Below are 20,447 nucleotides of genomic sequence, written 5' to 3'. Positions count from 1 at the left end.
GGTTCTGTGTTTATTTCTAAAATTGGATTATGGTTTGTTTTTTGGCTTCAAATCAATATTCACCTCGGCTATTCGCCCCTGAAATTCGTTCACTGAATAGTTTTTTGTTACTGGTGAGCCCGTATCTACACCTACCCCGAAGGTATCAATTCCGAAACGAGCGGGTACAGTGGCGTCCAATCGGCCTTCTGCTACTTTCTCGTTGTTGATGTACAAGATTACATCGGCTCCTTTTCCGGCTCCACCTCCATCATATTGGAAGTCTACCTTAATAGAAGCGAGACCATCGGGCAGCTTTTTGCTGGACTTAATGTCGGTTACTGCTGCTTCAAAATAATTGTAAGTAAAGGTTGGATATCCATTTTTAACATGCAATGCGTATCCAGCACTGGATCCACCTATGGCATTTACTACACCGTCTTTGTTTCCGGGGGCTGTTTCAAGCATGGCCTCCATAGTCCAAGAAGTGTTTTTGGTGTTTGGTGCTACGGTCTCTGGCAGTCGAACCGCGCCTTCGTAAAAGGTGAAGGAGGTTCTACCTTCAATCAATGAAGGTTTGGGCACGGTAAGTCTTTGTGCTCCACGGTCATCCAAAGGATATACCTGATATTTTTTCGCTTCTTTTTCAAACACATCCTTCAGTTCTTTAAGCTTATCCGGGTATTGGTCAGCTACATTTACGGCTTCAGAAAAGTCCTCCTCGATATTGTACAATTCCCAAGTTTGGTTTTCAAAGCCAGGAGCCAAGTCCATTCTCCATGGTTTGGTATGCTGGTGTGCTGCAACCCATCCTTCGTGGTAAATGGCACGGTTGGCCAAAATTTCAAAATACTGCGTGGTACGCACTTCAGGAGCATTGGCATTAGTGAATGTGCTCATAAAAGAAACACCATCTAGTGGTTTTTGCTTCACGCCATCTATGTATTCAGGCGCTTTCATGCCTGTAGCTTCCAAGACGGTAGGCATCACATCAATTACGTGCAAAAATTGGGAACGTATACCGCCTTTGTCTTTGATCACTTTAGGCCAAGAAACCACCATGGGGTTTCGGCTGCCGCCAAAGTGAGAAGCCACTTGCTTTGCCCAGGGGAAAGGGGTATTCATTGCCAGACCCCAACCTACGGGCACATGTGGCTCAGAACCAGGCTCACCAATTTCATCAGCTCTAGACAAGTTTTCTTTTAGTGTACTTTGAATACCGTTTAAGGCTTTTATTTCATTTAATGTTCCTTCCAAACCGCCTTCGGTACTGGCACCATTATCGCCTACAATGTACATTATCAAAGTATTTTCAGCATCGGGCAACTGTGCTATCGCCTGCAACAAACGACCGATTTCATGGTCTGTATAGGCCATATAGCCAGCGTAGTTTTCTTGTAAAAGTGCATAAAACTTTTGCTCATCGGCTGAAAGTGAATTCCAGGCTTTTATATTTTCATTTCGGGCAGACAGTTTAGCATCTGCCGGAATAATGCCCATTTCTTTTTGGCGCGCGTAAGTGATTTCACGTTGCTTGTCCCAGCCATGGTCAAACTTTCCTTTAAACTTATCCCGCCATTCTTTAGGTGTGTGATGTGGCGCATGGATGGCCCCTGGGGCGAAATACATAAAGACGGGTTTGTCTGGAGAAATGGACTTTTGCAATTTCATCCAGTCGATGGCCTTGTCAGTCATATCGGCCATAAAGTGATAGCCTTCTTCCGGAGTCGTTTCTGGCTCGACCGGAAGGGTGTTTTCAAAGATTACAGGATTGTATTGGTCGGTCTCCCCGGCATTGAAGCCATAAAAATAATCAAATCCCATCCCTGTTGGCCAGCGATCGAAAGGTCCAGCAGGGGAAGTTTCCCAGTCGGGCGTGTTGTGGTTTTTACCAAACCAAGCCGTGTTCATCCCATTGTATTTCATCACCTTGCTGATAGGCGTGGTACTTCTTGGAATCATCGAAGTATAGCCTGGAAAGCCTGTTGACCACTCCGGCAAGAAACCGCTGGAGGCGTTGTGGTGATTTCTACCTGTAATTAGCGCTGCTCGGGTGGCCGCACATATAGCCGTGGTGTGGAAGCGGTTGTAGCGCAGGCCTTCACTGGCCAATGAATCCAAATGTGGCGTAGGCACAGGACCGCCATAAGTGCTAATCATACCAAAACCTACATCGTCCAGCAAAATAACCACCACATTGGGAGCTCCTTCTTCGGGCTCTACATATTCTGGCCAGTCCATTTCAGAATCCTTATAAGTACGGCCTATTTTACCATGAAACTCCTGATCGTCATAGGGAAGTTTGTTTTTTTCCTGTGCTTGTAATTGACTGATGGTAGCTAGAAAAATCGCTACAGCTGATAGTGTTAAAATGGTTGTTTTCATCTCCTAATATTTAGTTGTTCTTTATTGGTCAGACCCGTCTTGCCGGTAGGCAGATTGAAAGCCCTGTTAATCTATCGGTAATTTTAAATTTTTGTTGATGGGCATTTCATAACTTATTTTACTTCGGGTAAAACATAGCCCCCATCGATTACCGATTCGCTTGGGATGTATACCCTAAAACAAATCCAGAATGGTTTTGATGGCACCAATACTTTGTTGGCATAATCTGCCTTCGCAAATTGGTCTTGCGGCACATAATAGAGATCGAAAGTTTTTCCATCGGGATTAAGCTTAATCTTATCATTACTAATAATAGATCCCTCATCGGTTTTTAAATGCTGGTCTGCCCCATAGATGGTCACGGAATAAAAACCAAGTTCCTCATCCCGCATCTCAGGTACCTGATAGGTCACTTTGTAGGTTTTATCTTTTTCCACATCATACCTTTCAGTAAAGTACACCGCATCCTCATCTGGCAAAAGTCCAGTAGCAATTGCAACCCCTCGGTTTCTATCTTCCGTGGAAACCGGATCGTCTAAAGTTCCCATGGTTCCCCTTACGCCTTCCTCTTGAGCAATTTTCACATAATGCTTGCGCTGTTGTTCAAACTCTTCCATATTCCAATTGGTCACCTGGAATGATTTGGGTTGATAACCATTCAAAAATTCAATCTTCAGCTGATCTTGATAGTCATTTACCTTTTTGACATCATCGGGATCGCTGGCATCTATTTGGATGCGAACGTTGGCATAAAAGAAATCAGTAGTTTTATCGGCAGGAATTACATAGCGACCCGGGCCATAATATACAAAGGCGGTTACGTGGTCGTGGTTCATCACGTGTAAAGACATATAGCGGCCATCTGTTTCCGGTAAAGTAATGGCTACATCTCCTCTACCGTCCAATATGGCGAAGGAATAGTTGGTATCCCTGTTCATAAGCGGAGCGGGCTGCTCATCAAGCGGCATTGGCTTTCGGTGATGATTAAAAGCATTGTCGCCCCCTTGGGCAAACTCTTTTTGCATGGCTAAATCGCACATGGCCCTGGCAAAATTATCTTTGGTAACGCTTACTTTATTATCTTCTGTAGCGGCAACGGTATCTTCTGTTGTCGTTTTACCCTCTTTTTTCTGCTGTTTGCAACTGGTAACCACAATGGTCATAAAGCATACTGCTATTGATAGAAATGTTGTTTTCATTTTATTTGTATTTATTTATTAAGTTGATCGTTCATTATTAAAAGATTTATCCATAAAAGGCACCTCAGTATAAGCATATACTTGGTTGTGTATATGCCTTGGGTTCTGATTAATAGTTTTTGAAAGAGTTATTTTATCACAGGTGATTGGCTGTAAAGATTCTTTGCCAATATCTGCCCATAATGTGGAATAGGAGGTATTGAAATTTGGTAATATTCTGCTGATGCAGGTTCCGAAAAGAGCATGATAATTTTCTTCAATCCCAGCATTGTTTACATTGACTTTCAAAGCCAATTTTTTTATTGCCGCAAGCGGAAAAGTTTTAAATTGTTCCTTACATCTACGCAATAACTTGATTACCCCAGAGAATAAGAAAATGGACACTTTTTATTCGTTTTTAAGGTTGTTAAAACTAATATGCAGTGTTTAGGGGAAAGAATTTAATCTAAAAATACATAAAATATTAATAATTAATTAGATGCAACCATTATTTTTTACTTTGCGATAAAGATGTAGCGCTTTGGATAACTTCGTGCGCCAATGCCTTACTGAGAAGGTGGCATGAATTACTATATTTTAAATTGATCTGGAATCGTTTGAATCCATTCGTAAATTAGAGATATATCTGTCAAAACTTGTTAAAAAGACGAATTTTCAGAAAACGCTACAAAACCAAGCCAGTTTTCAATCTCCAAGTGAGCAAAAGTTAATTGGTAGCTGTGGGTAAGGTATAGCTTAGAACGGATCTAATAACTACCTATCATCAATTCTTATCGATAGGAACTCCATACCAAATTTTCAAATATTTATTCCCGAAGTTTCTCGCTTTTTGTAACTCTTCACCCATATACACATCTATTTTTTTCCGGTAACGTGCATTCATTTTATCTTTTACCAAATAAAAGCCGTCCAGTCCTTCAATTCTTACTGGGGTATTGTGCGTAATTCCCAATTTTAATAAGTCCCGTGAAATGGCAATAGCTTTCATGCCCGGCTGCAAGGTGTCTCCCCAAGCACTTAAAGCAGGGTTACCAACCGTTTGGCCCGCCAAGGAATTGTAAGCAGACGCTTTTACATAAAGCGGCACCCATTTTAAACTATCTTCAGAAAATGTGCTTTCCTGCGACCTTACGATGCCACTTATGAAAACGAAGCTAAAGAACAACAATATTCTATTCATATTAACAAGATAACGATTTTCATCTTCTTAAATTGCTTTTGTTAAGATTACAATTAACAAACTAAATACCTTGATAATCAAAACAAATATAGCTCCTGTAAGGTTTGGAGAAATAATTGACTAAATTTGCATTATAATACAAACTTGAATATAAATTAAAATTATACAAAATGGCTTTAGAGATAACAGATGCTACTTTTGATGAAGTAGTTTTAAAAAGCGACAAACCGGTTTTAGTAGATTTTTGGGCTGCTTGGTGTGGACCTTGTAGAATGGTTGCTCCCATTATTGATCAACTTAGTGAGGAGTACGATGGAAAAGCGGTTATTGGTAAGGTAGATGTAGATGCTAACCAAGAGTTTGCTGCTAAATACGGCGTAAGAAACATTCCTACTGTATTGGTTTTCCAAAACGGAGAGGTAGTGGGACGCCAAGTTGGTGTTGCTCCTAAAACAGCATACAGCGAAGCAATCGACGAATTATTATAATAATTCATCTTCTTTTATAAAAAAGGTTTGGCTAAGGGTCAAACCTTTTTTATTTTAGATTGACAATACATTACGACTAATATCTGAAACCATGGCATCAATTTTTACCAAAATAATCAATGGGGAAATCCCTAGCTATAAAGTAGCAGAAGACGAAGATTTCTATGCTTTTTTAGACATCAACCCCAATGCTAAGGGACATACACTTTGCATCCCCAAGAAAGAAGTGGACAAAATTTTTGACTTAGATGAAGATACTTATATGGGTTTAATGGCTTTCTCACGAAAAGTGGCGAAGGCTTTGGAAAAAACTGTGGAATGTAAGCGCGTGGGCATTGCTGTTGTTGGCTTGGAAGTGCCACATGTTCACGTTCACTTGATACCGCTAAACAATATGAGTGAAATGACCTTTCAACATAAAGTTTCCTTAACGGAAGACGAATTTTCTACACTAGCCGATAAAATAAATGCAGCGATGTAAATTTACATTTGCTGAAGGAACACTACCAAGGCAATACTTACTGAAGCAACTCCAATCAAAACAAAAACAGACAGTCTAGTAAGCTTAAAAAATGTTTTTGGCTTCCCTACCGATTTTAAATAAAATTCCCGAACACGTTCAATATCTTCCGTCCATCGTACGGGGTAAATAGTTGTATGGCATTTGTGGCATACAATCGTATCTGAAATTGTATCGGTCGCCTTTTTATACCAAGCATTTTCAATATGCTTTTGATGAAAAGTAAGCATAAGTCCGTCGTTGGAAAAGCACTCCGGACAGTTATTGGTTAGCGGTGTTTGTTTAATTTCTTTTTGTTTTATACTCACTGGTTGTTGTTTTTATGCAAATTTATCCTCTTCCGAGGGTTTATGTTCCAAAGTAAAATTTTGCAAGACAATTTAATCATCTACTGTTTTTAACAAAATTTGCAGTGTGCTCCCTTTATCGATAACGGAATGTAAAACTTTTACTTTTCCGTCGTGGTAATTCTCAATAATTCTTTTCACCAAAGACAATCCTAGCCCCCACCCTCGCTTCTTTGTGGTATAGCCCGGATTAAAAATCTTTAGATAATCACTTTTATGAATTCCTTTACCACTATCTATAACGTTAATTTTAACGGTTTTCTTATCCTTTTTAATTTCAATTGTCAATCTTCCCTTCCCCTTCATGGCGTCAATGGCATTCTTAATCAAATTCTCAATGGTCCATCCATAAAGTTGGGAATTTACCAAACAGTAAATTTCTTCGGTCGGAGCAATGAAGTTAAATTCTACTAATTTAGAACTCCGCGCTTTCAGGTAATCAAAAGATTTTTTTGTTTCTGAAATAATATCAAGCTTCTCCAATTTGGGAACGGAGCCTATTTTGGAGAATCGATCGGTAATGGTAGAAAGTCTGTCTATATCCTTTTCAATTTCTTCCGTAATAGTCGGACTTACATTTTCAGATTTTAGCAATTCAGACCAGCCCAAAAGAGAAGATAATGGCGTCCCTATTTGATGCGCAGTTTCTTTCGCCATTCCGGCCCACAACTTATTTTGGTCTGCCACTTTAGAAATTCTGAAAAAGAAATATACAGCGGCACTAAAAAAAACGATAATCAAAATTAATGCAATGGGATAATACTTCAGGTTATTTAAAACATCAGAATTGCCATAGTAAAGCGTACCGTATTTATCGGTTCGAAAAGTAACTTCAATCGGGTCGTTTTCGCTATTGAATTGTTTAATTTTTTTCTGAATATAAATAGAGTCGCCAGCTTTATTTTCCGGAAGGTTGTTGGAGCGAATTTCACCGTCTTTACCAACATAAATCATAGGGGTGCTGGTATTATTTTTTATCACGGCCAATGTAAGATTCCCTAAATCCCTATCCAAGTCGGTAGTTTGCAGAAATTCACCAAGCGCCTCTGCCCAAATTTTCATTTTAGTACGCTCTTCCTCTTTAAATTTCTGAAAAAACACATACGTATTCCAAAGTATGGAAACAACAATTACAAAAGAGGATATGATAAGAATCCAACGAGTGGTTTTTTTCATTTTACTAAAACAATTGATGCTGAATCAAGTGAATGCAATAGACCTGTCAGGTTATAACCTATTTGAAATGACTGCTATAAAACGTTCTTTTTTCCTTTCTTTTTCAGTAATTTCAAACAAGAACTGGTATAAATATAAAGTAAAAGCTTCACTTTTATTGTTTCGCTTTATAATTCATTACTAAAAATAATGTAAATCCTCGGCTAAGAAACATTTTCGTCCGTCTTTAATTTCCCTTATTTTTGTCTAAAACAAAGCTATGCTTTCAATCAATCCGAAAGAGATTTCAACCGGCAAACTTCACGGATATTTATTAGGTGCAGTAGGCCCTAGACCTATTGCTTTTGCAAGCACAATAAGTAATTCTGGAGAGGTGAATTTATCACCATTCAGCTTCTTTAATGTGTATAGTTCCAATCCGCCAATTATGGTGTTTTCTGCCAACCGAAGGGTACGTGACAATACCACCAAACATACGTTGGAAAATGTTCTGGAAACTAAAGAAGTGGTAGTAAATATTGTTAATTTCAATATGGTTCAACAAGTTTCTTTAAGTAGCACCGAATATGCCAAAGGGGTAAACGAATTTGAAAAAGCAGGATTAACGATGCTACCTTCGGAAACTGTCAAGCCTTTTCGTGTAGCGGAATCTCCTGTGCAATTTGAATGCAAAGTGAATGAAGTTATCGCCTTGGGCGAAGAAGGAGGTGCCGGAAATTTAATCGTGTGCGAAGTGTTAAAAATGCATATTGATGAAGACGTTTTGGATGAAAGCGGACAAATAGACCAGCATAAAATTGATTTGGTAAGTAGAATGGGCGGAAATTGGTACAGCAGAGCCAATTTGGGAATGTTTGAAGTCCCAAAACCTCTGTCTACTTTAGGAATTGGCTTTGATGGGCTGCCGGACAACATTAGGAAAAGTACGGTTTTAACCGGAAATGATTTGGGAATTTTAGCCAATGTAGATGTTCTACCAACCGAAACAGAAATTGAGGATTTTATTAAAAATAATGCTAAAGCGAGGGAGGTTTTAAGTACCAACGATGAAACTGAAATACACACCTACGCACAAAATTTAATAGCTGAAAATAAAACTGTTTCCGCATGGAAGCTGTTATTAGCAAAAAAATAGATTTATTTTAATACTTTTGATGCATGGAAATACAAGGAAAGATTAAGTTGATTGATGAAACTAAAACCTATGGAAACAATGGTTTTAGAAAAAGAGAAATGGTTGTTACTACTGAAGAGCAATATCCACAACATATAATGGTTGAGTTTATTCAAGATAAATGTGACATTTTGGATAGCTATCAAGTAGGGCAACAGGTAAAAGTAAGTATTAATTTACGCGGAAGGGAATGGACAAACCCACAGGGGGAAACCAAGTATTTCAATTCCATTCAAGGATGGCGCATTGAAAATTTACAAGCCGGAAATGGTGCTCCGGATATGCCTCCGATGCCTCCAGAAGATGCTTTTGAGCCGGCTAATGATTTTAACGAAGAAGACCACGACGATCTACCGTTTTAAATTACAAAACAAAATATTAGTGTATATTTCAGGAGGCTTTTCGGCCTCCTTTTTTATGATAAAGCATAAAAAAAGTCCCAATCGAAATTGGGACTTGTATTGTGGTTTTAGGTTTGCCAAATGCGTTAAACTCAAAAAGCAATGATGAAAATAATTGGTCACATAAGGCATTATCAAAAATGTAATAATTATTTATAATAACCAAGTTAAATTTAATAATAATGCATTTTTATTGAAAATAAACCTTTAAAATAAATAATTTAGATGTTTTTTCTTACAGATAGTGTAAAATTTCCCCCCGTCGAAACGGCCTCATCGGATGGTGTGGTTGCTGTTGGTGGTGATCTTTCCGTGAAAAGGCTACAAGAAGCGTATAAAAAAGGCATTTTTCCATGGTTCGATCAAGGTTCTTTAATCTTATGGTGGAGTCCAGATCCACGTATGGTTTTATATCCTTCTGAAATAAAAATTTCGAAAAGCATGCGGAAAATACTTCAGAAGAAAACCTTTCAAATAACTTACAATACTGCTTTTGAAGCTGTAATTACTAACTGTGCTAAAATAAAAAGGGAAGGACAAGATGGAACGTGGATTCACGACGAAATGATTAAGTCCTATACGGAGCTACATCAATTAGGCTGGGCAAAATCAGTTGAGGTTTGGCATGAAGATGAGCTCGTCGGTGGTTTGTACGGAATAGACCTTGGCCATATTTTTTGCGGGGAAAGTATGTTTTCTAAAATGAGCAACGCTTCTAAAGCAGCCTTTATTTTTTTAGCTGAAAAAGCTCAAAAAGAAAATTATAAACTTATCGATTGTCAATTGTACACACCACATTTAGCGTCTTTAGGAGCCCGTGAAATACCAAGGGAAGTTTTTAAGAGTTTCTTGGACCTCGGGCTAGGTTAAGCTAGTTTTTTACTTCGTCATACCGAAAGCAATCCACTTCATGGTCGTTTACCATGCCCGTTGCTTGCATGTGTGCATAAATAACGGTGGAACCCACAAATTTAAATCCGCGTTTTTTTAAATCCTTGCTAAGTTTATCTGAAATAGGCGTTGTAGCTGGTGCTTTTTTGTAATCAATCACCCTGTTTTGGATTGGCTTTCCATCCACAAAACCCCAAATGTACTTGCTGAAGCTTCCAAATTCCTCTTGGATTTTCATAAAGTTCTGCGCGTTCGTAATGGTAGCTTTAATCTTCAGTTTATTTCGAATGATGCCTTCATTTTTCAGTAGTTCTTCATATTTAGCTTCACCATATTGGGCAATTTTTTTACAATCAAAATTGTCAAAAGCTTTACGGAAGTTTTCACGCTTCCGTAGAATGGTAATCCAACTTAAACCCGCTTGAAAGGTTTCCAGTATCAGAAACTCAAAAATAGTAGCATCATCATATACGGGAACACCCCATTCTTGGTCGTGATACGCTTCATAAAGTGCATCTCCCTCGCACCAACCACATCTTTTCTTCATTCGTAAAGGTTTTTATAAGTTAGACAGCTAAATCGTCTTCTACATTTTCCAGTTTTGGCTTTGCTTTTCTTTCCAACAGGGCAAAACCAAAAGTAAGTACCCCAACACGCCCTACAAACATAAGGATTATGGTAAAAACTTTTCCAGCGGAAGATAAATCCCCCGTTATACCTGTACTCAATCCGACGGTGCCTAAAGCAGAAGCCACTTCAAAAAGGATTCTTTGGAGTCCGAAATCTTCCGTAAAGGTCATTAAAAAAGTAAACAGAAATATGATGCTTGTGTACAAAATAAACGTTGAAGTAGCCACGTAGAGTCTTTCAAAAGGAATTATTCTATTAAGAAAAGTCACCTTTTTTTGTCCGAACAATCTACTTTTCAAAACAGCAATCATTGCTGTTAGTGTTGTTATTTTCATACCCCCAGCGGTTCCGGAAGGAGAAGCTCCAATGTACATTAAAAACGTAACAAAAAGCAAAATTGGGAGGGCAAGACCTCCCGTCGGAATAGTATTAAAGCCAACCGTCGTCATCGCGGTCATTGCTTGAAAAAATGATATGATTAAGGACGATTCTGTATTTTGAACAGAAGGTTCTAAAAAGTAAATTAGTAACGTTCCTGTTGAGAGTAAAATGACGAAGCCGTACGTTATAATCTTTGTTGTAAAAGAAAGGTTTTTTGATTTTCCGCTGATACGGTACCACAAATCTGTAATTACAATAAACCCTAACGAACCCGCGATAGCCAATACAGAAATGATGATATTTATAAGAATGTTATCGCTATATCCTTCAAAACTGTTATTAAACAAACCAAATCCCGCCGTACAAAACGCAGAAACACTATGGAAAATAGAAAACCAAACTGCTTTTCCGCCACTAAACCCTGAGCTACTAAAAGCGATGTAAAATGCAATGGCGCCAAGGGTTTCCATTACCACCGTAAACAGGATCACACTTTTTATAAAATCCTTTATTTGAATGGTTTTTGGTAACGTAAAGGCTGTACCCATAATTTTATGGTGCCAATGCGTTATTCTTTTGGTGGTAAATAACAAGTAATAGGTGGTGAGGGTCATGTAACCAATACCTCCTATTTGAAAAAGTACCATAACAATAAACTGTCCGAAAAAGTTGTAGGAATCGAAAACGCTCACGGTGACCAATCCTGTTGTGGAAATGGCAGATGTTGAAATAAATAGATTGTCCAAAAGCCCTACATTTGTTTTATGGAAAATGGGGAGTGACAATAAGATAAAACCAAAAACGGTATAAAGGAAAAAACCCCAAACCAAATTCATTTGTGGGGATTTGCTTACTTGAAATTTTTTATACCAAAGGGAAATTTTTCCGAAGAGATTATTTTTCATTTTTCATTTGCTATTGAGAACAATACCATGCTTTTAATAAGCTTGTAAGGTTCTTCACTTTTTTAGTCTAAATTACATAATAAATGTCTAGGTTGTTTCTAAATTTAAAAGAAAGAACCAGTATAAATCAATAAATAATGGAAGAAATTACTGTTGAAAATGTTATACAAAAATCTTTAAAAGAAGGTAAAAGCTATGATGATTACATACAGTTACATGAGCGTTTGGTTGTAGAAGGAAAGAATACGGGCGACGAACAAACGGAAGCACTGGTTAATTACACCAAGCTAAACGCGAAACGCATGCAAAGGCTCACAAAAACTATTTCTCTACCGGAAGAAACCCTTGCCAAACTTCAAGACTTAGACCACAAAGTAACTTGGTTGGTGATTACAGAAAGTTGGTGTGGCGATGCAGCCCAGAGTTTACCCATAATCCAAAAATTTGCAGCAGCTTCTGAAAATATTGATTTAAAAATTGTACTTCGCGACGAACATAAAGATTTGATGGACCAGTTTTTAACCAATGGTAGTAAGTCCATTCCAAAGTTAATCATGTTGGATGATGCCTCTGGCGAAGTTCTAAACACATGGGGGCCAAGACCTTCTAAGGCAACAAAAATGGTGAAGGAGGAAAAAGAAAAGTTCGGAATCCTATCTGCGGAGTTTAAACAAGAACTTCAGGTTTGGTACAACAAAGACAAAGGTAAAAACGTTATTGAAGACCTGAAAGCCTTACTCTCCCTGGAATAAATAGGTAATGGTGCCAGGCTGTCCCTCTGCACCATTTTTTGGGGTGAATTTTGCCTTTAGCGCATATTGTGTTGCATTTTCTACAAGACAACCGTTGGATGTGGTGGAACTACTGGCATTAAAAGAGGCGTCAGTTACATTTCCGTTGGCATCTACCACAATATTAATAACCACTTTTCCAAAACTTTCACAAGTATACACCGGATTAGGTAAATTATAGTGACTTCGGTCTACCAAGGAATAGGTAATGGTCGTTCTTCGTTTAATATTTACCTTTGGGGCCTCCCCTTTTCGTTTTAAGGCTTCTATTTTTCTACGTTGTTCTTTAAGCTTTTCCGCATACTCATTGGAAAATCCATCGTTTAGCGATAAATCATTGTTAAAATCCTGCGTATTGTCGGGATTTTGACTGGCAGCTTCCTGTGCTTCCTGCTCCAGCTCTTCCAACGTTTTAAAATCGTCTAATTCGTCGGCAAACTTACTTTCTTCAGCTTCGTTATACGCCTTGTGACTTTCAAGTTCGGTAAGCGTCATTTCTTCTTCCTGCGGAATTTCTTCGTTCAATAATTCTTCATCGAAACTTAATTCGTACAGAAACTCTTCTTCCTTTTTATCGGCCAACTGAATATTTACAAGTGTCAGCAAAAAAATACCCATAATGGAAGTGGCAATAATCAATGCTAATTGTTGATTGCTGAAGACATCCAATTTTTTACCTACTCTTTCTAGTTGAGGAGAAACGAACTTGTAGTAACCATCTGCAATAGCACCAACGATTTTTTCGCTGGTTTCATTAAACCGATGTATAAGCTCTTTTAGGTTCATAAACAGAAACGACTTGGATGCTAAAGATAGAAAATTTATCTTATTTGTTTACTTAAACCAACCCATGGCTTGGCTTGTCAGTTTTTTTCTACTTTGGCTACTGAAGCATTTCAGCAAAAGCATCTGGCGTTATAGCATTATCTACGTTAAAATCACCTATTTTGGTTCTTCGCAAACTGGATAAATAGGCACCAGAATCTAATTCCCTTCCAAAATCATGTGCTAACGAACGTATGTAAGTACCTTTGCTACAAACTACTCGAAAGGAAACTTCGGGCATATTTATTTGGGTAATTTCAAAGGTTTCAATTGTAATTTTACGCGGATTTATAGTAACTTCCTTGCCCTCTCGTGCATATTCGTACAAACGTTTTCCATCTTTTTTTAATGCTGAAAAAACTGGAGGGTATTGTTCTATCTCACCGATAAACTTTTGTGTAGCTGCTTGTATGTTTTCTTCGAAAATATGGTCAACGGAATACGTTTGATCAATTTCGGTTTCCATATCAAAAGAAGGTCTTGTGGCACCCAAAGTGATGGTTCCCGTATACTCTTTAATTTGCCCTTGAAGCTCTGGAATCTTCTTGGTGAACTTCCCCGTGCAAATAATTAAAAGTCCGGTTGCCAAGGGGTCTAAAGTTCCTGCGTGACCAACTTTTATTTTTTTCAGTTTAAACTTTTTCTTGATGGCCCATTTTATTTTGTTTACAGCCTGGAAAGAAGACCATTCCAAGGGTTTATCAATTCGTAAAATTTGTCCGCTTTTAATAGTTTCCTCTGTGTACATCATCATCAAAAAATTAGTAATAATACCCTAAAGCAATAGCCACCAGTCCAACCACAAAACAGTAAATCGCAAAATAAATAAGTTTACTGCTTTTCACGAGTTTTATCATCCAAGTACAAGCGAGGATTCCTGAAATGAAAGCTGCTAAAAAACCAATTGTCAAACTAGCAATATTATTCGCTTCAAAAGAAAGATTTCCGCTAAGAATATCTTTCGCTATTTTCCCAAAAATAAGTGGCACCACCATTAAAAAAGAGAAACGTGCCGCTTTGCTTTTATCATTCCCCAGCAATACAGAAGTGGAAATTGTAGCTCCCGACCTCGAAATTCCGGGCAGCATAGCAATGGCTTGAGATACGCCAATAACAAACGAATTGGTATACGAAACGGGTTTCCCAGTATGTTTTGCTTTATCGGCCAAATAGAGTAAAAGTGCTGTTACAATAAGCATAAAGCCAACCAATAGTACGTTTCCGTTGAAGAGCATCTCCAATTGGTCTTCAAAGAAAAACCCAATACAGGCAGCGGGAATCATGGAAATAAGTATTTTCAACGAGAATTGAAGTTCTTCATTCCATTCAAACTGAAACAACCCCTTTAGCAACTCTAAAATATCTTTTCTGAAAACCACCATGGTACTTAAAGCGGTGGCAAAATGAAGCACTACGGTAAACAAAAGGCTTTCCTGTGGCAGGGAATGATCGCCTAAAATGGCTTTCCCCAACTCTAAGTGCCCACTGGAAGAAACTGGAAGAAACTCCGTAAGTCCTTGAATTATCCCAAGGATAATAGCATCTATTACATCCATGCGAACGGTTTGATGGAATTAAATGTGAATTTAGTTTTCTTTCTTCTTGTTCGGGTTCAATAAAATGGCATACGCTTCTATACCAAAGCCAATGAGAACCAGGGTAGGTGCGAGTCTAATCCTTCTGAAATTAAAAATATCCGGATTAAAAACGTTCGGGTCGTCACTGCCTCCACCACTCATTAAGATAAAACCAAGCACAATAAATGCCAGACCGATAAACATAAAAAGGTAATTCTTTTTCTGAAAGACAAATTCTTTATGGGTGTTTGTTTGTGGATTCTTTTTCATCAATATATATATTTTTATAAACCGCTTATTGGGCTGTTTTCTTTTTGTGGCTGAGTTTAATTGCCAGTCATAAGCAACTTCCTTCAGCAAAAATCGATTTTAATACAAGTCATCGGTTCTTAAATTCAAATACCGTTGCGTGGCGATATAAGTACTTATCCAGGTTATAATAATCCCGATGACAAAGATACCAATAAATAGGGAAGCCAATGCAAGTGGATCGGACAACAACTGAAGCTGCGGCATTTTAGTATCAGCATAATACAGAACGCCAGCCATGGCTACCAAAGCCACCAATGCCCCAATCATCCCTAGTTTTATACTGTTCCAAATAAAAGGTCTTCTTATAAATCGTTTGGTAGCGCCCACCATTTGCATGGTTTTTATAATAAATCGCTTAGAAAAAACCGATAATCTTATGGAACTGTTTATAAGCAAAACGGCAATTAGTGTAAAAACGCCGCTGGCAATAAGTATCCAAAAGCTCATGCGTTTAACGTTTTCATTCAGCAATGTAATAAGCGGTTGATCGTACGAAATGTCGGCTACATATTCTTTTTGCGAGAGTTCATCAGCAATTTTTTTTATGCTATCGTTGGCCACATAATCGGCTTTTAGATGCACGTCGATGGAGTTTTGTAGCGGATTGTATCCTAGAAAGTCCAAAAAGTTTTCCCCAATTTCTTTGCTGTGTTCTTCCGCAGCCACTTCCTTCGAAACAAACGTTGCCGTTTTGGTATATTCGGTCATCGCCAAACTTTTCTGCAGTTGGTTAATTTCTACTTCCTTCGCATTATCCTTCAGAAAAACAGTAATAGCCACTTGTTCTTTAAAGTGATTGGCCAACTTTTTAGTATTGATAACCAGCAGCCCCAATACGCCAAGCAAAAACAACACCAACGCAATACTTAAAATAACAGAAAAGTAGGAAGATATAAGTTTGCGTTTCTGGTAGCGCTCAAAAGATTTGCTCATACTCTAAATATAATTGGATGTGTAAAAGTAATAAAGTAAATTTAATCACTATAACGTTTAACCTTCCATTTTCATTGTAAAATAGTTTCAGTGTTTTATTGGGAAGAAGTTTAAGGGAGAAAATTAGAAATGAAGTTACAGCAGGAAGTAAATAACGTAGCCATCTCGGGAAATTTGGAATTGTTAGCCCAGCAAATTGTAGAAGGCTTTATCAGCGGCATGCATAAAAGTCCGTTTCACGGATTCTCTTCGGAATTTGCCGAACACAAAATTTACAATCAAGGGGAAAGTACGCGGCATATCGACTGGAAACTGTTTGGAAAAACCGACAAGCTGTACACCAAAAAATATGATGAAGAAACGAATTTAAGGTGTCACATCATTATTGACAATTCCGCCTCCATGCATTATCCAAAAGTGAATCACCAAACCATTGATAACCTAAATAAAGTTGGTTTTTCCGCCTTGGCAACCGCGGTTTTAATGAAAATGCTAAAAAAACAACGCGATGCCGTGGGCTTGAGCGTGTATTCGGACACGTACGAATTCTATGCTCCTGAAAAAGGAAGCGACCGACACCGCTATTTACTCCTAAATACGTTGGAAACGCTTTTAACCACAACCAAAACAGCCAATAAAGAGACAAAAACGTATACCTATTTGCACCAAATCGCCAATAAAATACATCGGCGCAGTTTGTTGTTCTTGTTTACTGATATGTTTCAAACGGAAACCAATCAGGAAGGATTGTTTCAGGCATTGCAGCATTTAAAGTACAACAAACACGAAGTGGTCTTGTTTCATGTTATGGATAAGGAAAAGGAATTCAACTTTAATTTTGAGAACACCCCCAAAAGGTTTGTGGATGTAGAAACCGAAACAACGATCGACCTTTTTTCTGAAAATGTTAAAGAATCATACGAAGGTATGATGAAAGATTACCAGAAAGAACTTCGTTTACGCTGTGCAAAATACCGCATTGCGTATGTTGAAGTAGATGTGAGAAAAAATTTCAATAAAATTTTAGAAACCTATCTAATTGAACGTCAAAAGTTTATTTAGGTGAGGTAAAAAAATTTAAATTTTTTATTCAAAAAGGTTTGCCTAATTGAGAATTGGGTGTATATTTGCACTCGCAATAACGAAAGGTCTGGTAGTTCAGCTGGTTAGAATACATGCCTGTCACGCATGGGGTCGCGGGTTCGAATCCCGTCCAGACCGCGAAAAGCAAAAAGCTTCAATGAGAATTGGAGCTTTTTTCGCATAAAAATAGTTGTGTTGTTCAGTGGAGACTTTTCCACTGGAGTTTGTAGAAGTGTTTAACTTTGTTAAGCGCTATACCAATGAAAGGCTTTCCTTTTTAGCAAATGCTAAATTGTTGAAGGCTTTTTTGTTTTTAAGGCTTAGCTTTTCGGTACTTAGAAATCTCTACGCATCCTCCCCAATTAAATTTTATGCTATATTTGAAAAGGAAATAGACGCAGGGGGGCTTCTAAAATAAAAGATTAAACTTTCATCCCTTAAATAATCTTCAACATCACATTAACTATATTAGTTTAATGACAACGTTAGAACAGCAATTAAAAAATCCTGTTTGGCACTCCTTAAAGGAAACGCATAAACATTTTTCTATTCAATTTGATGGAGTTCAATTCTATAAACCCGAGATTTGTACATTTGGCTCCTTTTTCGATGAAACAAAAACAAAAAATGCTTCAAACGAATATGTAAAAACATCTGAAGAATTCTTTTTTGTTTCCGAGAAACATACTCCGATAATTGATGACTCCAAAATTCTATTGAAAAAAAAGATTGATGGCTGCCAAATGGTTTTAAAGCAATTACCTGAGATTCAAATTACAGAAAAAATCATTCAATTGGATGAGACATTCATAGATGAAATATATGATTTAATTTGGTTGGTTATGCCCGGCTATTATCAAAAAAGATCTTATGAAATGGGTAAATATTTTGGGATTGTTAAAAACGATAGATTAATTGCAATAGCAGGTCAACGCATGCAAACTGATCTTTTTATAGAAGTTAGCGGCGTTGTTACACATCCCGATTACACCAGAAGAGGATTTGCAAAACAATTAATAGCCCACAATACAAATGAAATTTTAAAGGAAAACAAAACCCCAATTTTACACACAAACAAGGGAAACTTAGCAATTCCTCTTTATGAAGACTTGGGTTATGAAGTGACAAGAGACATGAACTGGCGGTTGTATAAAAAATTACAAGCATAATGTCAACGAAAGTAAGAACAACTGAACTATGATAACATTTTGGCCCCTACTTCAAAAGCAATTATTTCTACTCCTATTTAAGTCTGAAAGATTTTGGGGTTCATTGTCACTAAAATAAAATCGAATGAACAAAATTAAACTACTTTTAATTTTTCTACTATTATTTTCCTTAGAGTGTTTTAGTCAACAAACTGGAAATTCCGAAATTAAACAAACCATGGTAAAAAACGGAATTGGAATTGGCAGCGTAATCGCAATTGTAATTTCTTGGGACAGAAACAAGTCTATACTTTATGCCATGCTTCACGGAGTTTTAGGATGGTTGTATGTAATTTACTTCGTTATTATTCGAGAAAGTGAAAAATAAGATTCATAAAACCTCACCCATCAACAAAAAAGAAAAAATACTGGCAGCGCTTCAAGAAATCGGGGACAAAGAATTTGCCGATGGATTAAAACGTTTTGGTATTGAAAGCCGTCAGGCACTGGGTGTAAAAGTCCCTGAACTAAGAAGAATCGCCCGTTCCTACAAAAACGATCACGAATTAGCTCTTGAGCTTTGGGAATCGCCCATCCATGAAATGAAAATCCTAGCAACCATTATTGCAAACCCAAAAAAAGTAACTGAAAAGCAAGCAGATAAATGGACGGCAGATTTATATTCGTGGGATTTATGCGATCAGCTAAGCGTTAATCTGTTGTCTAAAAGCGCGCTTGCCAAAGATTTGGTTCTCCGCTATATCGATAGGGAGCAAGAATTTGTAAAAAGAACTGCTTTTGTACTTATAGCTTCGCTTGCTACCAAAGATAAGGTCTCAGAAAACGAAATTTTTCAGAATTATATATTCCTTGTTGCCACAAAATGTGACGATAATAGAAACTTTGTAAAAAAAGCAGCGCAATGGGCATTAAAAAATATCGGAAAACGGAACACCGAATTAGCAGAAGATTGCATAAAAACCTGTCAAAAACTAATCCTCTCCAACAGTAAAACCCAACAGTGGATTGGAAGAAAAACAATTTCCGATCTAAATAAATTCTACCATAGGAAATCGCATTTGCACTAATAAATAACCTTGATTCAATTTAATCACAACATTACCCGCTTGGCGCGAAACATGACCCACTCTGCGTGAAACAATATCCGCTCTCTGCGAAGCAACACCCACTTAATGGACAACAATATCCACTTGCTGAGCAACAATACCCACTTGCTGAGCAACAATACCCACTTCGTTGACAACATGAACCACTTAGTGCACAACAAGGCCCACTTAAAGAGCAACATGAACCGCTCACTGCTTAGCAATACCCGCTGAATGCATAACATAAACTGTTAAAATTCTTACCGACAACATGATAAATAGAATTTCCAAAAGCTTGGAAACAAAAAAACCGATAGTGATTTTGCAATCAGCTACCGGATTTTTAACCTAAAACTAACTAATATTTTTATGCGAGCTTATTCAAACGCCGGCTCTGGATCTTCCATATTTGGTCCTTGTGTGTAGGTAAATGTAAGCTCCACCGCTTGCGATTGTCCATTTACATCAACAATATTCACCTCGCTGCTCACACTGTAAGACGTTCTGCTTGCATTAAAAGCAAGTTCCTCTATCACCTCAAAACAACCTGTTACAAGCCCTAAAGTATTTCCACCCAACATCCAAGTTCCATTAATGTTCTCTTCATTGCAATCCTCTTCATTTAAACCTTCCATGTAGGTGAAAGTTCTATCTTCATTAAACTCATACACAACATCGTTGCGGCATGGCGTGTTTTGAGCAAATATGTCGGTACTCGGGTTTTCGGTATCGTCATCAGTTAAATCAACCGGTTCACTGGATTGAATAGCTGTTAACGACCAAGTGCCTACAAATTGCATTTCTGGCTGAGACAATTCTCCTGTGTAATCCACAGCACAGCTATCACTATCATCATCATTACAACTTACAAACAGACCTGCAAATGCCACCATTAAACCAGTGGCTATTAATTTTGTTGTTTTCATTTTATGCTTTTAAGTTTATTGTTTCTTATTAGAGGCAATAAATGACAATTGGTTGCGTGCAGAGATGAATTTTCAGTAAAAAAAGTTAAA

At 37.7% G+C, this 20,447-nt stretch carries 24 protein-coding genes and 1 tRNA gene; 11 read left to right on the top strand and 14 right to left on the bottom strand.

The window, feature by feature from the left end; genetic code table 11:
• Nucleotides 1-27: 27 nt before the first annotated feature.
• The 4 genes from NDQ75_RS05835 to NDQ75_RS05820 form a co-directional block, all read right to left on the bottom strand.
• Entirely contained in the window at nt 28-2,364 is a 2,337-nt protein-coding gene (locus tag NDQ75_RS05835) for an arylsulfatase (protein WP_202028453.1), read from the bottom strand.
• A 113-nt stretch (nt 2,365-2,477) separates the two neighbouring features.
• A complete protein-coding gene (locus NDQ75_RS05830; protein ID WP_202028452.1) occupies nt 2,478-3,563 on the bottom strand; it encodes a DUF1254 domain-containing protein in 1,086 nt (361 codons plus the stop codon).
• An 18-nt stretch (nt 3,564-3,581) separates the two neighbouring features.
• Complete coding sequence (locus NDQ75_RS05825) at nt 3,582-3,851, bottom strand: hypothetical protein (protein ID WP_202028451.1); 270 nt, start codon at nt 3,849-3,851, stop codon at nt 3,582-3,584.
• 475 nt (nt 3,852-4,326) lie between these two features.
• On the bottom strand, nt 4,327-4,743 hold the full coding sequence (locus NDQ75_RS05820) for a 3D domain-containing protein (RefSeq protein ID WP_202028450.1): 417 nt from the start codon (nt 4,741-4,743) through the stop codon (nt 4,327-4,329).
• A 170-nt stretch (nt 4,744-4,913) separates the two neighbouring features.
• Between NDQ75_RS05820 and trxA the strand changes: the two genes are divergently transcribed.
• Together trxA and NDQ75_RS05810 are read left to right on the top strand one after the other, a co-directional pair.
• Nucleotides 4,914-5,231: a thioredoxin gene (gene trxA / locus NDQ75_RS05815; protein WP_202028449.1), complete on the top strand. Its 318-nt coding sequence runs from the start codon at nt 4,914-4,916 to the stop codon at nt 5,229-5,231.
• Between the two features lie 91 nt (nt 5,232-5,322).
• Nucleotides 5,323-5,712 carry an HIT family protein gene (locus NDQ75_RS05810; RefSeq protein WP_202028448.1) on the top strand — a complete coding sequence of 130 codons (390 nt, stop codon included), beginning with the start codon at nt 5,323-5,325 and terminating at the stop codon, nt 5,710-5,712.
• A 2-nt stretch (nt 5,713-5,714) separates the two neighbouring features.
• Here the strand turns inward: NDQ75_RS05810 and NDQ75_RS05805 are convergent, their stop codons facing one another.
• Complete coding sequence (locus NDQ75_RS05805; RefSeq protein WP_202028447.1) at nt 5,715-6,059, bottom strand: hypothetical protein; 345 nt, start codon at nt 6,057-6,059, stop codon at nt 5,715-5,717.
• Between the two features lie 72 nt (nt 6,060-6,131).
• On the bottom strand, nt 6,132-7,274 hold the full coding sequence (locus NDQ75_RS05800; RefSeq protein ID WP_202028446.1) for a sensor histidine kinase: 1,143 nt from the start codon (nt 7,272-7,274) through the stop codon (nt 6,132-6,134).
• Between the two features lie 259 nt (nt 7,275-7,533).
• Between NDQ75_RS05800 and NDQ75_RS05795 the strand changes: the two genes are divergently transcribed.
• The 3 genes from NDQ75_RS05795 (at nt 7,534) to aat (ending at nt 9,719) form a co-directional block, all read left to right on the top strand.
• The gene (locus NDQ75_RS05795; RefSeq protein WP_202028445.1) at nt 7,534-8,409 is read left to right on the top strand and encodes a flavin reductase family protein; all 876 of its coding nucleotides are present in this window, start codon (nt 7,534-7,536) and stop codon (nt 8,407-8,409) included.
• Nucleotides 8,410-8,432: 23 nt separating this feature from the next.
• Entirely contained in the window at nt 8,433-8,810 is a 378-nt protein-coding gene (locus NDQ75_RS05790; protein WP_202028444.1) for a DUF3127 domain-containing protein, read from the top strand.
• Nucleotides 8,811-9,074: 264 nt separating this feature from the next.
• A complete protein-coding gene (aat, locus tag NDQ75_RS05785; protein WP_202028443.1) occupies nt 9,075-9,719 on the top strand; it encodes a leucyl/phenylalanyl-tRNA--protein transferase in 645 nt (214 codons plus the stop codon).
• Nucleotide 9,720: 1 nt separating this feature from the next.
• Here the strand turns inward: aat and NDQ75_RS05780 are convergent, their stop codons facing one another.
• Nucleotides 9,721-10,287: a DNA-3-methyladenine glycosylase I gene (locus tag NDQ75_RS05780; RefSeq protein ID WP_202028442.1), complete on the bottom strand. Its 567-nt coding sequence runs from the start codon at nt 10,285-10,287 to the stop codon at nt 9,721-9,723.
• A gap of 19 nt (nt 10,288-10,306) precedes the next feature.
• Nucleotides 10,307-11,656 (bottom strand): TrkH family potassium uptake protein, encoded by a 1,350-nt coding sequence (locus NDQ75_RS05775; RefSeq protein ID WP_202028441.1) that lies wholly within the window; start codon nt 11,654-11,656, stop codon nt 10,307-10,309.
• A gap of 137 nt (nt 11,657-11,793) precedes the next feature.
• Here NDQ75_RS05775 and NDQ75_RS05770 point away from each other — a divergent pair, with 137 nt between their 5' ends.
• Entirely contained in the window at nt 11,794-12,408 is a 615-nt protein-coding gene (locus NDQ75_RS05770) for a thioredoxin family protein (RefSeq protein WP_202028440.1), read from the top strand.
• On the opposite strand, the gene NDQ75_RS05765 is transcribed toward NDQ75_RS05770, so the two are convergent.
• The 5 genes from NDQ75_RS05765 to NDQ75_RS05745 form a co-directional block, all read right to left on the bottom strand.
• Nucleotides 12,391-13,233, bottom strand: coding sequence for a TonB family protein (locus tag NDQ75_RS05765; protein ID WP_202028439.1), 843 nt, complete (start codon nt 13,231-13,233; stop codon nt 12,391-12,393). The genes NDQ75_RS05770 and NDQ75_RS05765 overlap by 18 nt on opposite strands.
• A 97-nt stretch (nt 13,234-13,330) precedes the next feature.
• Nucleotides 13,331-14,026, bottom strand: coding sequence for a tRNA pseudouridine(55) synthase TruB (gene truB, locus NDQ75_RS05760; protein ID WP_394368762.1), 696 nt, complete (start codon nt 14,024-14,026; stop codon nt 13,331-13,333).
• Nucleotides 14,027-14,033: 7 nt separating this feature from the next.
• Nucleotides 14,034-14,828, bottom strand: coding sequence for an undecaprenyl-diphosphate phosphatase (locus NDQ75_RS05755; RefSeq protein ID WP_202028438.1), 795 nt, complete (start codon nt 14,826-14,828; stop codon nt 14,034-14,036).
• Nucleotides 14,829-14,858: 30 nt separating this feature from the next.
• On the bottom strand, nt 14,859-15,119 hold the full coding sequence (locus NDQ75_RS05750) for a DUF3098 domain-containing protein (RefSeq protein ID WP_202028437.1): 261 nt from the start codon (nt 15,117-15,119) through the stop codon (nt 14,859-14,861).
• A 99-nt stretch (nt 15,120-15,218) separates the two neighbouring features.
• Nucleotides 15,219-16,094, bottom strand: coding sequence for a cell division protein FtsX (locus tag NDQ75_RS05745; RefSeq protein WP_202028436.1), 876 nt, complete (start codon nt 16,092-16,094; stop codon nt 15,219-15,221).
• A gap of 129 nt (nt 16,095-16,223) precedes the next feature.
• Here NDQ75_RS05745 and NDQ75_RS05740 point away from each other — a divergent pair, with 129 nt between their 5' ends.
• From NDQ75_RS05740 to NDQ75_RS05720, 5 genes are all read left to right on the top strand, one after another.
• Nucleotides 16,224-17,156, top strand: coding sequence for a DUF58 domain-containing protein (locus NDQ75_RS05740; protein ID WP_202028435.1), 933 nt, complete (start codon nt 16,224-16,226; stop codon nt 17,154-17,156).
• An 85-nt stretch (nt 17,157-17,241) separates the two neighbouring features.
• Nucleotides 17,242-17,315, top strand: a tRNA-Asp gene (locus tag NDQ75_RS05735).
• A gap of 338 nt (nt 17,316-17,653) precedes the next feature.
• Nucleotides 17,654-18,346 (top strand): GNAT family N-acetyltransferase, encoded by a 693-nt coding sequence (locus NDQ75_RS05730; RefSeq protein WP_202028434.1) that lies wholly within the window; start codon nt 17,654-17,656, stop codon nt 18,344-18,346.
• Between the two features lie 124 nt (nt 18,347-18,470).
• The gene (locus tag NDQ75_RS05725; RefSeq protein WP_202028433.1) at nt 18,471-18,713 is read left to right on the top strand and encodes a hypothetical protein; all 243 of its coding nucleotides are present in this window, start codon (nt 18,471-18,473) and stop codon (nt 18,711-18,713) included.
• A complete protein-coding gene (locus NDQ75_RS05720; protein ID WP_202028432.1) occupies nt 18,703-19,413 on the top strand; it encodes a DNA alkylation repair protein in 711 nt (236 codons plus the stop codon). The genes NDQ75_RS05725 and NDQ75_RS05720 overlap by 11 nt, the downstream gene beginning before the upstream one ends.
• 395 nt (nt 19,414-19,808) lie before the next feature.
• Here the strand turns inward: NDQ75_RS05720 and NDQ75_RS05715 are convergent, their stop codons facing one another.
• Nucleotides 19,809-20,357 (bottom strand): DUF5004 domain-containing protein, encoded by a 549-nt coding sequence (locus NDQ75_RS05715; RefSeq protein ID WP_202028431.1) that lies wholly within the window; start codon nt 20,355-20,357, stop codon nt 19,809-19,811.
• Between the last annotated feature and the right edge of the window lie 90 nt (nt 20,358-20,447).

Origin of the sequence: Galbibacter mesophilus, from assembly GCF_023721415.1 — a bacterium.
In the GTDB taxonomy this organism is placed as follows: Bacteria; Bacteroidota; Bacteroidia; order Flavobacteriales; family Flavobacteriaceae; genus Galbibacter; species Galbibacter mesophilus.
This window is presented reverse-complemented; position numbering and strand designations above follow the sequence as displayed.